Annotated in this window: 12 protein-coding genes; 7 read left to right on the plus strand and 5 right to left on the minus strand. The window is 56.7% G+C overall.

The annotated features are described in order from the left end of the window. Nucleotides 1-67: 67 nt before the first annotated feature. From JJ896_15265 to JJ896_15285, 5 genes are all read right to left on the minus strand, one after another. Nucleotides 68-1,066, minus strand: coding sequence for a hypothetical protein (locus JJ896_15265; protein MBO6781013.1), 999 nt, complete (start codon nucleotides 1,064-1,066; stop codon nucleotides 68-70). 162 nt (nucleotides 1,067-1,228) lie between these two features. After that, complete coding sequence (locus JJ896_15270; GenBank protein MBO6781014.1) at nucleotides 1,229-1,798, minus strand: hypothetical protein; 570 nt, start codon at nucleotides 1,796-1,798, stop codon at nucleotides 1,229-1,231. Between the two features lie 728 nt (nucleotides 1,799-2,526). Next, complete coding sequence (gene asnB / locus JJ896_15275; GenBank protein MBO6781015.1) at nucleotides 2,527-4,428, minus strand: asparagine synthase (glutamine-hydrolyzing); 1,902 nt, start codon at nucleotides 4,426-4,428, stop codon at nucleotides 2,527-2,529. Between the two features lie 33 nt (nucleotides 4,429-4,461). Next, on the minus strand, nucleotides 4,462-5,004 hold the full coding sequence (locus JJ896_15280) for a hypothetical protein (GenBank protein MBO6781016.1): 543 nt from the start codon (nucleotides 5,002-5,004) through the stop codon (nucleotides 4,462-4,464). A gap of 429 nt (nucleotides 5,005-5,433) precedes the next feature. Further along, nucleotides 5,434-7,470 carry an aminotransferase class III-fold pyridoxal phosphate-dependent enzyme gene (locus tag JJ896_15285; GenBank protein MBO6781017.1) on the minus strand — a complete coding sequence of 679 codons (2,037 nt, stop codon included), beginning with the start codon at nucleotides 7,468-7,470 and terminating at the stop codon, nucleotides 5,434-5,436. 363 nt (nucleotides 7,471-7,833) lie between these two features. Here JJ896_15285 and JJ896_15290 point away from each other — a divergent pair, with 363 nt between their 5' ends. From JJ896_15290 to pseC, 7 genes are all read left to right on the plus strand, one after another. After that, nucleotides 7,834-8,847, plus strand: a complete 1,014-nt coding sequence (locus JJ896_15290) for a GDP-mannose 4,6-dehydratase (GenBank protein ID MBO6781018.1) — start codon at nucleotides 7,834-7,836, stop codon at nucleotides 8,845-8,847. A gap of 52 nt (nucleotides 8,848-8,899) precedes the next feature. Then, nucleotides 8,900-10,039 carry a UDP-N-acetylglucosamine 2-epimerase (non-hydrolyzing) gene (wecB, locus tag JJ896_15295; protein MBO6781019.1) on the plus strand — a complete coding sequence of 380 codons (1,140 nt, stop codon included), beginning with the start codon at nucleotides 8,900-8,902 and terminating at the stop codon, nucleotides 10,037-10,039. A 62-nt stretch (nucleotides 10,040-10,101) separates the two neighbouring features. Beyond that, nucleotides 10,102-11,115 carry an SDR family oxidoreductase gene (locus JJ896_15300; GenBank protein ID MBO6781020.1) on the plus strand — a complete coding sequence of 338 codons (1,014 nt, stop codon included), beginning with the start codon at nucleotides 10,102-10,104 and terminating at the stop codon, nucleotides 11,113-11,115. Nucleotides 11,116-11,178: 63 nt separating this feature from the next. Then, nucleotides 11,179-12,411, plus strand: a complete 1,233-nt coding sequence (locus tag JJ896_15305) for an O-antigen ligase family protein (protein MBO6781021.1) — start codon at nucleotides 11,179-11,181, stop codon at nucleotides 12,409-12,411. 55 nt (nucleotides 12,412-12,466) lie between these two features. Then, nucleotides 12,467-14,164, plus strand: coding sequence for an ATP-binding cassette domain-containing protein (locus tag JJ896_15310; GenBank protein MBO6781022.1), 1,698 nt, complete (start codon nucleotides 12,467-12,469; stop codon nucleotides 14,162-14,164). Beyond that, a complete protein-coding gene (pseB, locus tag JJ896_15315) occupies nucleotides 14,164-15,174 on the plus strand; it encodes a UDP-N-acetylglucosamine 4,6-dehydratase (inverting) (protein ID MBO6781023.1) in 1,011 nt (336 codons plus the stop codon). The genes JJ896_15310 and pseB overlap by 1 nt, the downstream gene beginning before the upstream one ends. Further along, nucleotides 15,167-16,312, plus strand: coding sequence for a UDP-4-amino-4,6-dideoxy-N-acetyl-beta-L-altrosamine transaminase (pseC, locus tag JJ896_15320; GenBank protein ID MBO6781024.1), 1,146 nt, complete (start codon nucleotides 15,167-15,169; stop codon nucleotides 16,310-16,312). The genes pseB and pseC overlap by 8 nt, the downstream gene beginning before the upstream one ends. Nucleotides 16,313-16,343: the final 31 nt, after the last annotated feature.

Consider the following 16,343-nt stretch of genomic DNA (forward strand, 5'->3'; position numbering starts at 1 on the left):
TCTGGTGCTGGACCTGGCGGTGCTGCGGGAGATTCAGGCTGGGGCGCGTGTCTCTGACTGTATGAAACTAGGTCAGCGAGCGAATACCGCTTGGCCCGTATGAGACCCTCGTGCTCATCGCGGCATCTAGTCGATCACTTGGCGTATGCAGACGATCACCTTCGCGCACCGCGCTAAGCAGGTCGCTTCCGTCTTCGGCGCGAATCCCCTCCACAAGCAAGCACCCTCCTGTGCCAGCCACTACGACGAAGTCGGGGTGGGTACGAATGATGATACCGGAATGACCCTCGTGATGGGCCATCTCTCCGCAGTGCTCTTGCACGCGTGAAACATACACTCTCTGTCCTCGCCAGAACGTACTCGCACCTGGATAGGGACTATCGAAAGCGGTAACGAATCTGGTGATCGACGCAACCCCCCAAGACCAGTTTATCCAACCATGGTCGTCCGTTGACAGTCGCGGGTAGTACGACCCGATACTTGGTGCCTGGCGCCTGAGCGCATACTCAACCTGATCTTTCGTCGCCCGCGCCACAAGGCGGTGGACACTCGCGGCGACCCTCCCGACATAGTCCTGCTCGATCTCCGCCGGACTAATGCAGTTGCGCGGGATCGCGTACACCTCCTCATGCACAACCGCGCCCGTGTCGATCCCTTCATCAATCTGGTGGAGTAAGACGTTTCCGATGCGGTCGTGCCTCATTATTCTCCAAGAGAATCCCCCGCCGCCTTTGTCAAACGGCAACCTAGAGCCATGTGCATTCAGAAGCCGCCCTTGAAATAGGTCGATTATGGGCTTGCGGAAGATCCATCTCGCGCCAAGCGAAAGGCCCAAGACCTCGCCGGAGCCTACGCCTCGGAAAAAGGGCGCTAGCGCGCCTACCTCGAGCCGACTTGGCACCACAAGGTCGGGGGCAGCAGCCCCACCCCATTCGTCTTCCTGATGCGGAGAGCCGACATGTCGAACCTCCAGCAAGTCGCGACAATCTCGTTTAATGCGCTCGAGAAGCGCCCCCCCGCCGAGAAGAATTAGTCGTTTGAGGGGACCGATGCGTAAGCTACTCATGGTGTTGGGACGCAGATATGCTAGTATTCCTTTGGAGGCGACATGGGGGCTTCGAACACACCGCACCCGATCATAGCCTTCGCCAAGCCCGGGTGGGTCTGGAGGTGCGGTAACCACCCGCTCCCAAGTGCCCCTCTAATGCCCGTTGCTGGGATCAGGCCTTCAGCTTTTGTCGGATACGCGATTGAGTACCCGTCTCGACAGCGGAGCTGGAAGGACCGAATCAACGATTTCTGTCAGTTTTTGCTGTTTCAACTTGTCCTCGCTAGCCTTTCCGACGGATTCGAGCACTAGAATCAAGGTCGTCCCAGCAGCTCCACCGATGAGGAGATAGAACAGAACGATAAGCCGACGATTGGGTCCGCTGGGCCGGAGCGGCGGGCTGGGTGCCTCGATCGTTGTAATCACCGGCTCGGATTGTTGCAGCTCGATTTGCGCCTGAGTCAGCTGGGCCTGCAGCTCGGTGTATAGTTGTGCTTTGAAACTCACTTCACGTTGCAGGCGCTGGCCCTCGAGTTGCAGTCGCGAGGAGCGGGTGTCGAGATTGCGATCCTCAAAGGAGGCAAGCGCCCGGTCAGCTTCCTCAAGCTCTTCGCGTGCGGACTCAAACTGATTCTCCACAAACCGGAGATTCTCTCGGGTCTTGGTAGTAAAAACCTCCTGGACCCTTGCTCGCAGATGAGTTGCTACCGACTCTACCAGCTGAGAAGCTAAAACCGGCTCGTCGGCCATAGCTGAAATCGTGATAAGGCCCGAGTCCAGGTTCTCGGAAACACTGACCGCACCGGCAACGAACCGGATAGCCGCGTCTTCCTCCTCTGTCAGGTATCCTTCTCCCCTCGGGTCCGATTGAAGTATCCTCGGGGTTTGGAAGAGACGCCTCGCACGACTGGGCAGTCCTACTGTCCACGACCGTACAAATCTAAAAATGGTACCCAACCCAAATGTCGGAGGTCGGGCCAGGTGATCGACCAGACTGACGCGGACGTCGGACTCTGATACAAGAAAGGAGTCTCGGGCCACCCTGAGTCGAACCTCTCGTGAGCCGGCAATCTCCGGGATGGCCTGTGTGGACAGACTACCGGCTCCAGCTCCACCCGGGAGTGAGAACCCAAAGTTCCTGAGTGTAGCTCCGAGACCACCAGGCGACGCCGCATCGCCGCCAAGCTCGCTGATGACGGTCATAGAAGCTTGATACTGGGGCGGGGCACTCAGGCCCAGCACGAGGCCAAGAACTCCTCCCCCGACCAAAAACCATAATAGCAACTTCCTACGCCGCACGAGTACCAGGGCAGCGTCGAGCAACGACACGACCTCCCTGCTGCGACCGGCGTCGTCATGCTCATTCACGAATCTGTCCAAATCAGTTTCTTAGGCGAGGTTGATAGGATACACCTTGAGAGTCGCGCTGCAAACCCATGAGTCCGGGGGTCCCGCTGCCGCCCCACGCAGAGATCCGCTTACTTGGAGGCCCAGGAATTCAGCATTAGTACCCCCCAAAGAGACTCGCTCCAATCTACCGTCCCACTTAGATGCTCCTGCCAACGTCGCCTAACTTCAGCCGAGTCCAGCCACCCGTGGTCGTCTAACCGACCCACAGCAAGCAAGTCCTCTGCCCAATCCCTGAGCGGCCCCCTTAACCACGTCGCTATCGGCGCCGAGAAGCCCTTTTTCGGAAGGCGCGAAAGACGTCCTCCCACTAGCTCGTCGAGCAAATCCCTAAGGATGAGCTTTCCCTTGTCCGCCGTCCTTAAGTAGTGCAGCGGTAACCCCCACGCGAACTCCACCAGCCTGTGATCTAGAAATGGGGCGCGTGTTTCGAGCCCGACGGACATTGCTGCCCTGTCTACCTTAACAAGGATGTCGTCCGGCAAGTAGGAGGCCGTATCGAGTGCCATCATCCTCCTTTCAAAGTCAATTCCAGCAAGAGGGGGACCGGCGGTTGCAGGGAGGGGGCCTCCCCCACTCTGGATTGGGCTCCGGAGCCACTTAGCTGTGTACCAGGTGTAGAAGCTTTCAAAGTTATTTGACACCTCGGCATCAAGGAGCGCGGATAGTCTACGCAACTTCTCTCGGCGGGCAGAGGAGAGTACACTTTCAGCAATTCCCATGCTTCTGAACAGCGACCGGCTTGGGAATCCCCCAAGTGCTCGATTCATCACCCACATCTGACGCACTCTCGAGCCCAGGTACCTCTGGTATCCGCAGAAGGACTCATCACCGCCATCCCCACTCAAAGCTACGGTAACGTAACCGCGGACCAGTCGTGACAGAAGGAGAGTTGGCAGGGCAGAAGGGTCTGCAAACGGTTCGTCGTAAGTCGCGGCAAGCTCCGGGACTAGGTCCCGCACTGATGTCGCGTCTAGGTAGAGATCCTGGTGTTCCGTTCCAAGCTGCTTGGCCAGCGCTCGAGCTTGATGTCCTTCATCAAAACCCGCTTCGTCAAAACCAATGGTAAACGTCCGGACACTACTCAACGAAACCCCTTGGGCAATCGCCGCAACCAGCGACGAGTCGATTCCACCCGAGAGCAGGACCCCAACGGGCACGTCGGCATGCAACTGACCACGAATAGCCCGCTCAAGTAGGCGCCTTATCTGGTTTCGTGATTCGATGAAGCCACCCCGTACATCGGTTGACCTTGCCCTGCCTACTGCATGGTCAAGATTCCAGTAGATTGTGCGCGCGGGATCCAATTCCCCGACCTCGCTTGAGAACCTCAGGATTTGCCCTGGGAGCACCTTCCGGATCCCCTCCACCGCCGAAAGAGGTGCTGGTATGTAGCCGCGCCGGAAGAAAAGCTCCATGGCCTGCAAGTCGATCTTGCGCTCATAGGCCGGATGCTGCTCGATTGCTCGGAGTTCAGACGCAAAAACAATATCGCCTCCCAATCTTCCGTATAAGAGCGGCTTCTCCCCGAATCGGTCCCGCGCCAGGGACAACTGCCGGCCCTCTTGGTCCCAAACAGCCACGGCAAACATCCCGACAGACTTCTTCAGGGCGCGCTCCAACCCCCATTCCTGAATTGCTCGAAGTAGAACCTCCGTGTCGGAGTGCCCCCTCCAGTCAACCCGGCGCTCGCGCTCCAACGCCAATCGTACTTCCACCGAGTTGTAGATCTCTCCGTTAAAGCTAAGAACATATCGGCCATTGGGAGAAACCATAGGTTGGTGTCCGGCCGCCGACAGGTCTAGTATTGCCAGCCGGGTGTGTGCAAGCGCAATCCCCACTTCGCCATCATCCCAGAACCCCTGACCGTCCGGGCCCCTGTGATTCAAGGCAGCGCGCATCTGCAGAAGCACATCTCTGGTTTGACAACGCGAACTCCCCCCGGAGGTCAGAATTCCAGCAATCCCGCACATGTCATTCAGCGGGCCCCATCTCGGGCCCTCGGACTATTTGGTTTGAGTTACCAGCTCGTATTGCGAGCCAAAGAACTCCGCATACCTTTGGAGGGATGAGCGCGGACCATACAGCCGCTTCCGCTCAAATAGCATTTCTGCTTCTAGGACGATTGAGTCATCGCACCTCTGGACGCGACCTTTCGTCTCCTCATCGAGTCGACTTCTAAACCACGACTCCAAGTCTGGGTAGTGCGAAAATCCTGGATGAAACTTGACCACGCTTGGGCTCTTGAGATGCCGGAGGATACTCTCTAGCACATACTCCCTATTGTCGTCACTTATCCGTCTTGGTGCGGGCAGGACGCCGATCGCTTCGACGCCCCGCAGCCCGGGCGTGTAAACCTCACGGATATGGTCGAACTCTTGTACGAGGTACCTGTCCTCCTCGTCCACCCAGGGGAACGCGGCCGGCAGCATGGCCAAGAACCCGCTGCCCCCGTCAGGAAAATATTGAGACAGATCCGCGTACTGCCTTGCCGGACCGCCGGAGGAATGGGGTTTCGAAGCCGAGAACGCCAATTGGCCTTCCTCCATGAACAGATGGCCCCGGCACCTTCGTCGGGACACGGCTGCTAGAAACTCCGGGTATGCCCAGGCGGAGTAGACGACGTACGGTCGATCGAGCCGCCGCAGGCTCCTATGCAGAGCCCGGCACGTCCACGATGTTCTCAGGACTTTCGCGGCGACCCGATCCGACAAACGACGCTCTAGACTCACTGTTCGTCCGCCACACAGTCCGAGGTGGGTCTGCCGAATCGGCACGACAAGCGCACGTCTCGCTTCGATCCCATACCGTCGCTGGACCATTCGCGCGAGCATCCCAACGAGGGGATTGTTGACCAGAAACAAGTGGTGCCAACCCTCAGACAAAGCGTGGCTGATCAGGGCCGGTACTTCCTCTAGATCCTTAGTTGCCAATAGTCTACCTAGCTGCGATTCTCGCGTCCGCGTGGAGATTGCGACCTAGGTAAGGCGCCTAAATCCTGAGTGACACACATCTGTCTCAAGTAGTTCTCCTATTTCCCGGCCGTCCTCGCAGAGCTTGATCATGGCGAATACTCGCCCCAGTGCCTCGAGGTAGGGTTGCAATAGATCTCTAGTGTGCTGTGTACAAACATATATCGCGTTGGTGGCAAGCATGCCCGACTTCAGGAGCTCTTGACTGATGAGTGTCTTGTACTGAAGCCAATTCACACTGTCGACTCTAAATGAGGACAGTGCAGGGATTCCAGTAACGACGAGCGGGATCCCGTGACTGGCTGCGAGTTGCCGCCACTGGTCCTGTAACCAGATTCCGAGGTCGGTGACATACTGCCACGACCTGTCTCGCTCCATCACTCTGAGCGTTGCTAGAGCAGCCGACGGGCCAATTCGCTCGGTCCAGAACGTGCTGCTTATGAACGTGGACTGCGCCACCTCCATGACTTCCCGACGGCCCACCACGCTGGTGATTGCGTAGCCATTGCCCAAAGTCTTTCCGAAAATGGCGAGATCAGGTTCGACTCCGTAGAGTTTATGAAGCCCCCCGAATTCCGCTCTAAACCCCGACGTGCACTCGTCGAAGACAAGTACGGCGCCTATGCGGTCAGCCAAGCGCCTCACTCCTTCCAGGAAGCCGGGTGCCGGACCAGAATCGCGGGAGACTTCCATCTTGATCACGCCGACATTGTTATTCTGCACGATAGCCTCAAGCTGATCGAGTCGGTTGTACTGGAACGGAAGCGCTGTGTCTTTCAGTGCTCTCGGGACACCGCGCGGGTCTAGACCGGGCAGGAGGTGTCCGTCCAAGCCTGCGTCGTCCGACAAATTTGCCGAGATATACCAATCATGCCATCCGTGATACCCACAGAAGGCCACCGTGTCCCGTCCGGATGCAGCGCGCGCGATTCTAATGGCGATCGCATTCGCCTCTCCGCCCGTTCGAGCTAGACGAACCATCTCCGCAAAAGGGTGCATGTCGCACAGCTTTTCGGCCAGCAGAACCTCTTCCGGGCAGTTGAGCGTGCTCATGTTACCTGCCTCGACAGCTTTCTTCACTGCAGCATCCACTTCCGGATTGCCATATCCAAGGAGATTCGTGCCGATTCCCATTAGCGATACGTCGAGAAACCGATTGCCATCCAGATCCCACACATGGCAACCGCGAGCCTTGGAGTAGTACGCAGGCCACTTTCCAGGGAGAAACATCTCTGGCCTCTTCGAAAGCAGCATCCCTCCGCCCGGGATTACTTGTTTCGCTCGCCGCCAAGTCTTTTGGCCGCTCCCGACAGCCGAGCCTGCATTACGCTCAGCTCCTCTGTTCCTCACAAAGAGCCACGGCTCCGAAACCTCCAACTCTCTCACCTCCGTCCAAGCGAAGTGTCTCTGTGGCCGAAAATGGGCGCAGACCGAGCGCACCACATCCAAGTCTGGCTTCTCATCGACGGTCCACCTGCTTCCTGAGTAGTCAAAGTCACAGGAGTAGTTCTCGGTGTGGAACCGTCCCGATTCCCGCATGAAGGAGGTCACGTGTTCTCGGTCGTACAGGCGTGTCGCGTTCTTCCAAGCAACCTTGAGCGCGGAAAAGGAAAAGACCTCCGTATCAAGTCCATCTGGAAAAGTAGGCGGGGCGATGTTGCATGAGTAGTCAGCGCCCGACTTCAGATGGAGTCCAACGACGGAATCAACGATCTTCGGGTCGATCAATGGGCAGTCACCCGTGATGCGGACCACCGTTTCTGCGGACGTCTCTAGAGCCGCCCGGTAGTAACGGTCGAGTACATCCAACTCGCTACCGCGAAAGACGGGAAATCCCAGACTCTCGACGACTCCACACAACTCGTCATCCGTGGACTCCTTCGAAGTAACAAGCGTCACTGATTCGAGACTGGAAGCCATCGCCAGCCGATTCAATACCCATCCTATCAACGGCCAGCCCTCAATGTCCTCAAGAACCTTGCCGGGGAACCGTGACGAACCAGTGCGGGCCTGAACAAAGGCCAGTACGCGATGCTCTTTCATCGAGACCACTCGATTGACTCAGTAGGTAGTGAATTTGCGACTCTCCATGGCCGCAAGATCGAGTATTACAGTGGATTGATTGCATGGTTGGAACCCGATTTTCAGAATCGCAGCTCCGGATCCACCGATCTCTGACAATTCAACGAGACCAGTTGGGACAGGGTTGTTTCACGTGAGCGGTAGCATTAGTCTCCGCAGCGCGCAACTCTCCCTAGCAACTTGCTAGGCGCGGAAGCGATAGTATTCAGAGGGTCCTTGCGGGGAACGCCCGTTAAAGCACTCACTTCGGCTGGCCGGATCGAGTAGCAGTATTGTGCCCGAAGAGAGCGGCATTTACAAAAGTTCGTCACGACCGCGGTCACCATGGCAGAAGGTCAAGTGCTTGTTACAGGAGCTGCAGGCTTCATCGGCTTTCATCTTTGCCGACGCCTCTTGTCAGCTGGCTTTCGAGTGAAAGGAATAGACAATCTGAATTCATACTACGATCCGGCGCTCAAGCTGGCTCGCCTAGACATCCTGCAGCAGCAATCCAAGTTCGATTTCCAGCGGCTGGATATTTCAGACAGGCGCTCGACTTCCCGACTTTCTGACACCGGATTCGACGCCGTGGTTCATCTGGCTGCCCAAGCGGGGGTTCGTTACTCGCTTGACCACCCTGACGCATATGTTGACAGCAATCTGGTCGGATTCGCGAACGTCTTGGAATTGGTCCGAGCGGTCCGGCCCGCGCACTTCGTATTTGCTTCCTCGTCCTCTGTGTACGGCAACAGCCGTGAAGTACCCTTTTCGACTCGAGACCGGGTGGACCACCCGGTTTCCATCTATGCGGCAACGAAGAAGGCTAACGAACTACTAGCTCATTCCTACGCACACCTTTTCTCGGTCCCGACAACCGGATTGAGGTTTTTCACCGTCTACGGCCCCTGGGGACGTCCAGATATGGCCTACTACAGTTTTGCGAGCGCCATCCTCGCGGGACGCCCCATCAAACTCTTCAACCACGGAGATCTGAGAAGGGACTTCACGTATGTAGATGACGTGATTGAGGGTGTTGTGAGGATTCTCCCTACCCCTCCACGGGGAGCTAGCGGAACGCCTGGCGTTCGCAGCGAGACAGCTGCGCCATTCCGGGTTTTCAACATCGGGCGCTCCCAGCCGGTCAAGCTTCTAAGTTTCGTCGAAACGCTGGAAGCGGCACTTGGCCGGGTTGCAATAAAAAAGTATGTCGCCATGCAGCCCGGGGATGTTGTAGAGACCTTTGCGGATGTTTCTGGGCTTGAATCGGAGATAAACTATCGACCCAAGATCGAGCTTGAGGAAGGCATCAGTCGCTTCGTCGATTGGTACCTGACGTACCACGGCATCTCCCGAGGATAGTCGCAGGGATCGGCCGATTTTATCGCCGTCCTGTCCGCTCAAACTACCCAGCATGAAGAGACTCAAGATCGCTACCGTTGTCGGCACCCGGCCCGAGATCATCAGGCTTTCGCGGGTGCTGGCCGCTCTTGACCGCCATTGCGAACACGTCTTGATCCATACGGGGCAGAACTATGACTATGAGCTGAATCAAGTATTCTTTGACGACTTGGGAATCCGCAGTCCGGACCACTTCCTGGAGAGCGCAATCCACGGAGGGAGTCCGGCGGAGACGGTTGGACGGGTAATCGCAGGCAGCGACCGCGTCTTCAGGACCGAGAGGCCCGATGCGGTTCTGGTGCTTGGCGACACAAACAGCTGTATGGCTGTATACCCGGCGAAGCGCCTGAAAATCCCAATCTTTCACATGGAGGCGGGAAATCGGTGTTTTGATCGACGCGTCCCCGAGGAGACGAATCGGCGGATCGTGGACCATACGGCGGACGTAAACCTCACCTACAGCCATATCGCCAGGGAATACCTGCTTCGAGAGGGATTAGACCCGGACAGAGTTATTAAGACCGGTAGCCCGATGCGTGAGGTCCTCGATCATTATGCTCCCCAAATCAAGTCCTCTCAGATTCTATCGGTGCTTGGACTTCAAGAGACTGGGTACTTTGTAGTCAGCGCCCACAGGGAAGAGAATATTGACAGTGACCGAAATTTTCGTCAATTGGTCGAGCTTCTAGAAGTGTTGAGCCAGACCTATTTGCTACCCATCATTGTTTCGACACACCCCAGGACGAAGAAACGATTTGACCAGTCCGGCTTCACCCTTCCAACCCAGGTCCGGCTCCTGAAGCCTCTAGGCTTTTTCGACTACGTCGCCCTTCAACAGGCGTCCAAAGCTGTGCTGTCAGATAGTGGCACCATCACCGAGGAGTCGTCGATACTGAACTTCCCTGCTCTGAACATTAGAGAAGCTCACGAACGCCCGGAAGGCATGGAAGAGGCAGCGGTCATGATGGTGGGCCTCAATTGCCAGAGGGTCATCCAGGCTCTTCGCGTGCTTGAGGCTCAGGGGAGGTTAGCTTCACGCAGCGTCCTGCCCGTCACAGATTACACATCTCCAAACGTCTCGGACAAGGTGGTGCGAATCATTCACAGCTACACAGACTATGTGAAGCGGGTCGTGTGGAAGGAATATTCTTGACCGTCGACCCACTCCGGACTGTCGACGACTAAATAGAACTCAGGAAATCGCAAGCTCATCACATGCCCGACCAGGCCCTTAGGTATCAAGCAGAGTTGCCTTCACAGTGGCTAGTCACGGGCGCCAGCGGTTTCATAGGCTCCCATCTGGTCGAGCATCTTCTGTCACTCGGCCGAAATGTTGTCGGGCTCGACAACTTTGAGACTGGTTCGAGGCGGAATCTGACTGAAGTGCAGCATAACGTCGGCCCAGAGGCTTGGGCCCGGTTCTCGTTTATAGAAGGCGACATCCGCTCCCTAGATGACTGTAGGTCGGCCTGTGCCGGAGCCGAAGTGATCTTGCATCAGGCAGCCCTAGGGTCCGTTCCTAGATCCCTGAACGATCCAATCCGCACGAATTCCGCAAACATAGATGGATTCCTCAACATGCTTGTTGCCGCGCGTGATGAGGGAGTACGGAGGTTCGTTTACGCGGCATCTAGTTCCACATACGGCGATCACCCTGGTCTTCCCAAGGTAGAGGCGACAATTGGTGCCCCCCTTTCGCCATATGCCGTGACCAAGCTCGTAAATGAACTCTATGCCGACGTCTTCTGGAAGGCCTACCGGCTCTCTAGTGTAGGCCTTAGGTATTTCAATGTTTTCGGACCGAGGCAGAATCCGGCGGGCGCGTACGCGGCCGTGATCCCTCGATGGATCGAAGCCATGATTTCCGGCGAGCCGGTCTTTATCAACGGAGACGGCAAGACGAGTCGAGATTTCTGTTTTGTCGATAATGTTGTTCAGGCGAACCTGAGGGCAGCCACCGCCGATGGGATAGGATCGGAGGTCTTCAACGTGGCAGTAGGCGATAGAACCGAGCTGAACGAGCTGTTCACGCTCATTCGAGACATCCTGTCGGTCCACGGGGTAGTTTATCCACTTGAGCCAACCTACAGGGAATTTAGAGAGGGGGACGTAAGGCACTCGCAAGCCGAGATAAGCAAGGCGGTCAACCTTCTAGGCTATGTACCCGAGTTCACCGCAGCTCAGGGCTTGGCGCGGACGGTGCCAACCTACCTAGTGGAAGACGCTTGAGATTCCCGAGAAAAGCCATGCGGGTGTCCAGTAGATCCGCGGAGCCATTTTGGATTGAAAGGCTTGCCTGAATATCGTCGCTGGGCGCTGGCACTCTATGCCTGCTCCCTGAACTTGGAGTCCTTGGTGCCTGAGTCAGCCTTGGGGTCCTTCTCGCTAGCCAAAGGGACAGGCTTTCTCTATCTCCTGTCCCTATTCCCCGACTACGGGACCTACTTGCTGGGCCGTGCGGAGGCGTACTTCTGGACGCCCCTGTTGCTTTTTGTAGCGCTCTTTGTCGGCTCTAATCTAGCAAACGCTGGTAGCTCTAGCGTCTCTGTTCTCCCTGGAGTGTTGTTACTCAACATAGCGGTCTTCGTGCTGGTGCTAAACCACCTATCTCTTGATAAGCGGGCCTTTCAATGGGCGCTCCGAGGGTTTGTGCTTGGGGCTTTGATTGTGTCGGTACTCATGGTGGTTGGGGTCGGCACCAGCCTTAATGCTGACATGCGCCTCAGTGTTTTCGGCGCAAACGAGAACGAAATGGGGATGAAGCTGGCATCGGCTTTGGCGATCGTTGGAGCCTCGCTGGCGGGTGTGGGTGGCCGCATGCGGATTCACCCAATAGCGGCGGTTGGATTCTCGGGTCTTCTGCTTTGGGCTTTAGTCTTGACCGGGTCCCGATCAGCACTAGTCGTGCTAATCGCCGGTCTACTTGTCCTCGGACTTCCCAGATCTTCAACACATAATCGCGGCGGACTCGACGGTAGTCGGCGACAAATACTCATCTCACTGCTGTTGTTGGCGAGCACCCTCGTGGTTGTACTGCAGTCTGGGACTTTGCTTGAACGCCTAGCGGAAATTGCTACCGACGGCGATGCAGGCGGTCGACTGGCGCTGTGGGTGCTTGTCCTCCCGGTGATTGCCGACAACTGGCTCCTCGGAATTGGCGCGACCGGATTTTCGGCGTGGTCCCAAGATCTATTTGGAGCCACAATTAATCCACACAACGTCCTTCTTGAAGTCGCGATCTACGTGGGAGCCCTAGGACTGCTGGTTTTTGGGGTTTTTCTCTGGAGGGTAGGGCGAGCCGCCTGGGAAAAATGGAGCTACCATGGAGATGCCGTTGGAATGGTGTTGCTGAGTTCCGTCGCCGTGCTGCTAGCTGGGAATCAGCTCCTGGGAGTCAAGACTGGGTGGCTTTTCCTTGCCCTTGCTGCCGGCAGTCATCACGCCCAAGTCCCACAGGCGACATCGACTCACAACCAGACAAATCAGCTCCGAACGAATATCAATACCCGGCAGCCGAATGGGTGAGAGTGTTCAGACTGTGCTCCGCTGGCTCAGCCGATCCCGAAGACTGCAGTTGGCGATGTTACTGGGACTGTCTCTGGCGGGGGCGGTTGCTGAGCTAGCAACACTTGGCGCGGTAATTCCGTTCATCGGGTTTCTTTCGGACCCAACTTCCGCCGTGGAGAGCCCCCTGGTTGCGACCGCGCTAGGGTTGCTCGGGTGGTCGGAGGGGGATTCGGCGATCGTACCCATGACGATCATATTCTTCGCGGTCGTGGTTGTCGCGGCCGGTATTCGGCTCGGCCTTGCTTGGGCGAGCGTCCATTTCGCGCGGGAGGTGGGGTACGAGTTAGGGGCGAAGATTTACGAACAGATGTTGTATCAGCCCTACTTATTCCACGTCTCGAAGAATACGAGCGAAATCATCGCTTCCGTCTCAAAGGTGGATGGAGTCATCCGGGGCGTCCTCACCCCCGCACTCGACATGACCGTGGCCACGATTCTCTCAACGTTTATCCTGGGCGGGCTCTTCGCCATCGAGTTCAAGCTGACCGGGCTAGCGGCCGGTCTCTTCGGACTCATATATGTGGCCGTAGGGGGACTGTCTCGATCCATGTTAGCACGGAACGCGAAGATAATTGGACAGAGCCAGACCCTGCGTGTGAAGTATATGCAGGAGGGCCTCGGAGGCATCCGTGACATCCTCCTTGATGGAAGCCAGCTTGTACACAAAGCGAGGTTCGCCAATGCCCACCTTGCCTACAACCGGGCAATTTCGCAGAACAATCTCTGGAGCCAGACACCACGATATGTCGTCGAGGCCCTCGGCATCGGGGTCATCGCCGGTTTGGCGGTGCTCATCGCCCAGCGAGACGGAGGGCTCGCTACGGCATTGCCGGCCTTGGCGGCCCTCGCCCTCGGCGCCCAGCGGCTGCTGCCGCTGTTTCAGCGCATTTATGCGGCCTGGAGTACGATCAAGGGAAACCGAGGGAATATTGATGATGTCGCCGTTCTCCTTGACACTGCTCTGCCCGAAGAGATTGCGGCACAAGGGGACCCCCTGCTGTTCCCATTTACGAAGAACATTTCTTTGCGCGAGCTCGGCTTTCGGTATGCCTCTGACCTGCCATTCGTCCTCAGATCCATCGACCTCCAGATCAGCAAGGGCCAGAGGATTGGGATTGTCGGCGAAACTGGATGCGGCAAGAGCACCTTGCTGGACCTCGTAATGGGTCTCTTAACCCCTTCGACTGGCAAGATTCTGGTGGACGGAAAGCCGTTGGATGCTGCAGCGCTGCCGCATTGGCAGGCAAGAATCGCCCATGTCCCGCAGACGATATTTCTCACTGATGCTAGCATTGAATCCAACATCGCGTTCGCAGAGCCGCCAGAGAGAATCGATCGCGAGCGCGTTGTTGAGGCTGCCCGACGTGCTCGTATTCACGACTTTATTCAAGGATTGCCCGAGCAGTACAGCACCGAAGTTGGCGAAAGGGGTGTCAGAATCTCCGGCGGCCAACGTCAGAGAATTGGGATCGCACGTGCACTTTACCGCAAGGCCGACGTCCTGATTCTCGACGAGGCGACGAGTGCCCTTGACAGTTCGACCGAAGAATCAGTCATGGAGGGCATCGATGCCTTGGGCGCGAACATCACGGTGTTCATGGTAGCGCACAGGCTGTCAACCCTGCGAAACTGTGACTTAATGGTCCACATGCTACCTGGCGGACTCGCCTCCGTGGAGCAAACGAACTCGAATCAAACGGCCCAGTTTTGATGATCCAAGATCGAAGTATTCTGATTACAGGAGGGACAGGTTCCTTCGGAAAAGCGTTTGTTAGGAGGCTGCTGAAGCAGAATCCCGACATACCCCGACTCGTCATTTACAGTCGCGACGAACTCAAACAGTACGAAATGTCGCTCGAGTTCCCGCCAGAGCGATACCCCGGAATCAGGTATTTCATAGGCGACGTTCGAGACAAAGACCGTTTGCGTCGAGCTCTTGAGGGGATAGACACCGTCGTGCATGCCGCTGCACTCAAACAGGTGCCTGCGGCAGAGTACAACCCTTTCGAAGCAATCAAAACCAATGTTCTTGGGGCGCAAAACCTGATTGACAGCTGCCTGGAAGTTGGCGTCTCCAAGGTTGTGGCGTTGTCGACGGATAAGGCCGCGGCCCCAATCAATCTCTACGGTGCCACGAAGCTCTGTTCTGACAAACTCTTTACCGCGGCCGGCAACATTCGAGGCCAGCGTGATATCCGGCTAAGCGTGGTGAGGTACGGCAACGTCATGGGTAGTCGGGGGTCAGTCATTCCGTTCTTTCTCAAGCTTCGGTCTTCGGGGGTTTTGCCGATTACCGATCCCGAAATGACAAGGTTCAACATTAGCCTGGCCGAGGGCGTCGACATGGTCCTGTGGGCACATGAGACCATGAGAGGCGGCGAAATCTTCGTGCCAAAGATCCCCAGCTATCGAATCACTGATGTCGCGACCGCTGTTGCGCCAAACTGTGAGCAGTCGATCATAGGTGTCCGTCCGGGTGAAAAGATCCACGAGGAGATGATCACAGCTAGTGACTCCTTCTACACAGTCGACCTCGGGGACTACTTCGCGATTTTGCCGGTCGCCGGAAGGTTGAATCCCGACGACTACGCATCCGAAATGGGCGGATCGCGAGTGCCCCCTGGGTTCGCATACGACAGCGAATCAAACAAAGACTTCCTGTCAGTAGCGCAGCTGAGAGTCCTAATTAGAGAGCACGTCGACCCGACCTTTCGTGTCTGAAGCCATGATCCCATATGGTCGCCAGTCGATCTCTGAAGGTGATATCCAGGCCGTGATAAACGTCCTGCAATCGGACTTTCTCACCCAGGGACCAATTGTACCAAAATTTGAGAGGGCTGTCGCGGATTACTGCCAGGCCTTACACGGGGTTGCAGCTAACAGTGCGACTAGCGCGCTACACATCGCCTGTCTGGCCCTAAATGTCCGACCAGGCGATTATGTCTGGACAAGTCCGATCACTTTCGTAGCCTCCGCCAACTGCGCCGCGTACTGCGGCGCGCATATCGATTTTGTTGATGTTGACCCGGAGACGGGAAACCTTTCCGTTCCTGCCCTAACCCAGAAGCTCATTTCCGCCGAAAGGGAAGGGGTTCTGCCCAAGGTGGTTATTCCGGTCCATCTTTCGGGGGAGCCCTGTGACATGGAGGCTCTGTGGCAATTGGGTCAGAGGTATGGGTTTCACATCGTTGAAGACGCCTCCCACGCCATCGGTGCACGCCACAAGTCAAGCCCTGTCGGGTCCTGCATTTTTAGCGACATCACCGTGTTTTCCTTCCATCCGGTGAAGATCATTACCACCGCCGAGGGCGGACTCGCGGTGACAAACGACGCAGATTTAGCGCGCAGAATGCAGCTATTCCGTACGCATGGCATAACTAAGGAGGTGTCTGAAATGTCACTCCCCTCTCCTATGCCGTGGTACTACGAACAAGTCTGCCTAGGCTTTAATTATCGCATGACGGATGTGCAGGCAGCGCTTGGTTTGTCACAACTCAACAGACTTGACAAGTTCGTAGAAAAAAGGCTACAGGTTGCTGCAATCTATGACCGGCTCTTAGGGGATCATGTCGATGTGCCTAGACGTGATCCTGCGAATAGGTCAGCAATGCACCTTTATATTGTCCGCGTTGAAGACCGTGACGGGGTCTTTCGGGGCATGCGTGCCGCAGGAGTCGGAGTAAATGTGCACTATATCCCGGTTTATAAGCAGCCGTGGTATCAGCGGTTGGGAGCGTACGCCGAACTCCCGGGGGCCGAGAAGTTCTACGCCCGGTGTCTGAGCATTCCGATGTTTCCCTCGATCACATCCCTTCAGCAGGCGCAGGTAGCAACTGCGCTAATCGACCTCGTACCCTAACGACCTACCCGGTGTGAGGTTGGTCCGGGAG

The sequence above is a fragment of the Rhodothermales bacterium genome (assembly GCA_017643395.1).
Lineage (GTDB): Bacteria > Bacteroidota > Rhodothermia > Rhodothermales > UBA10348 > JABDJZ01.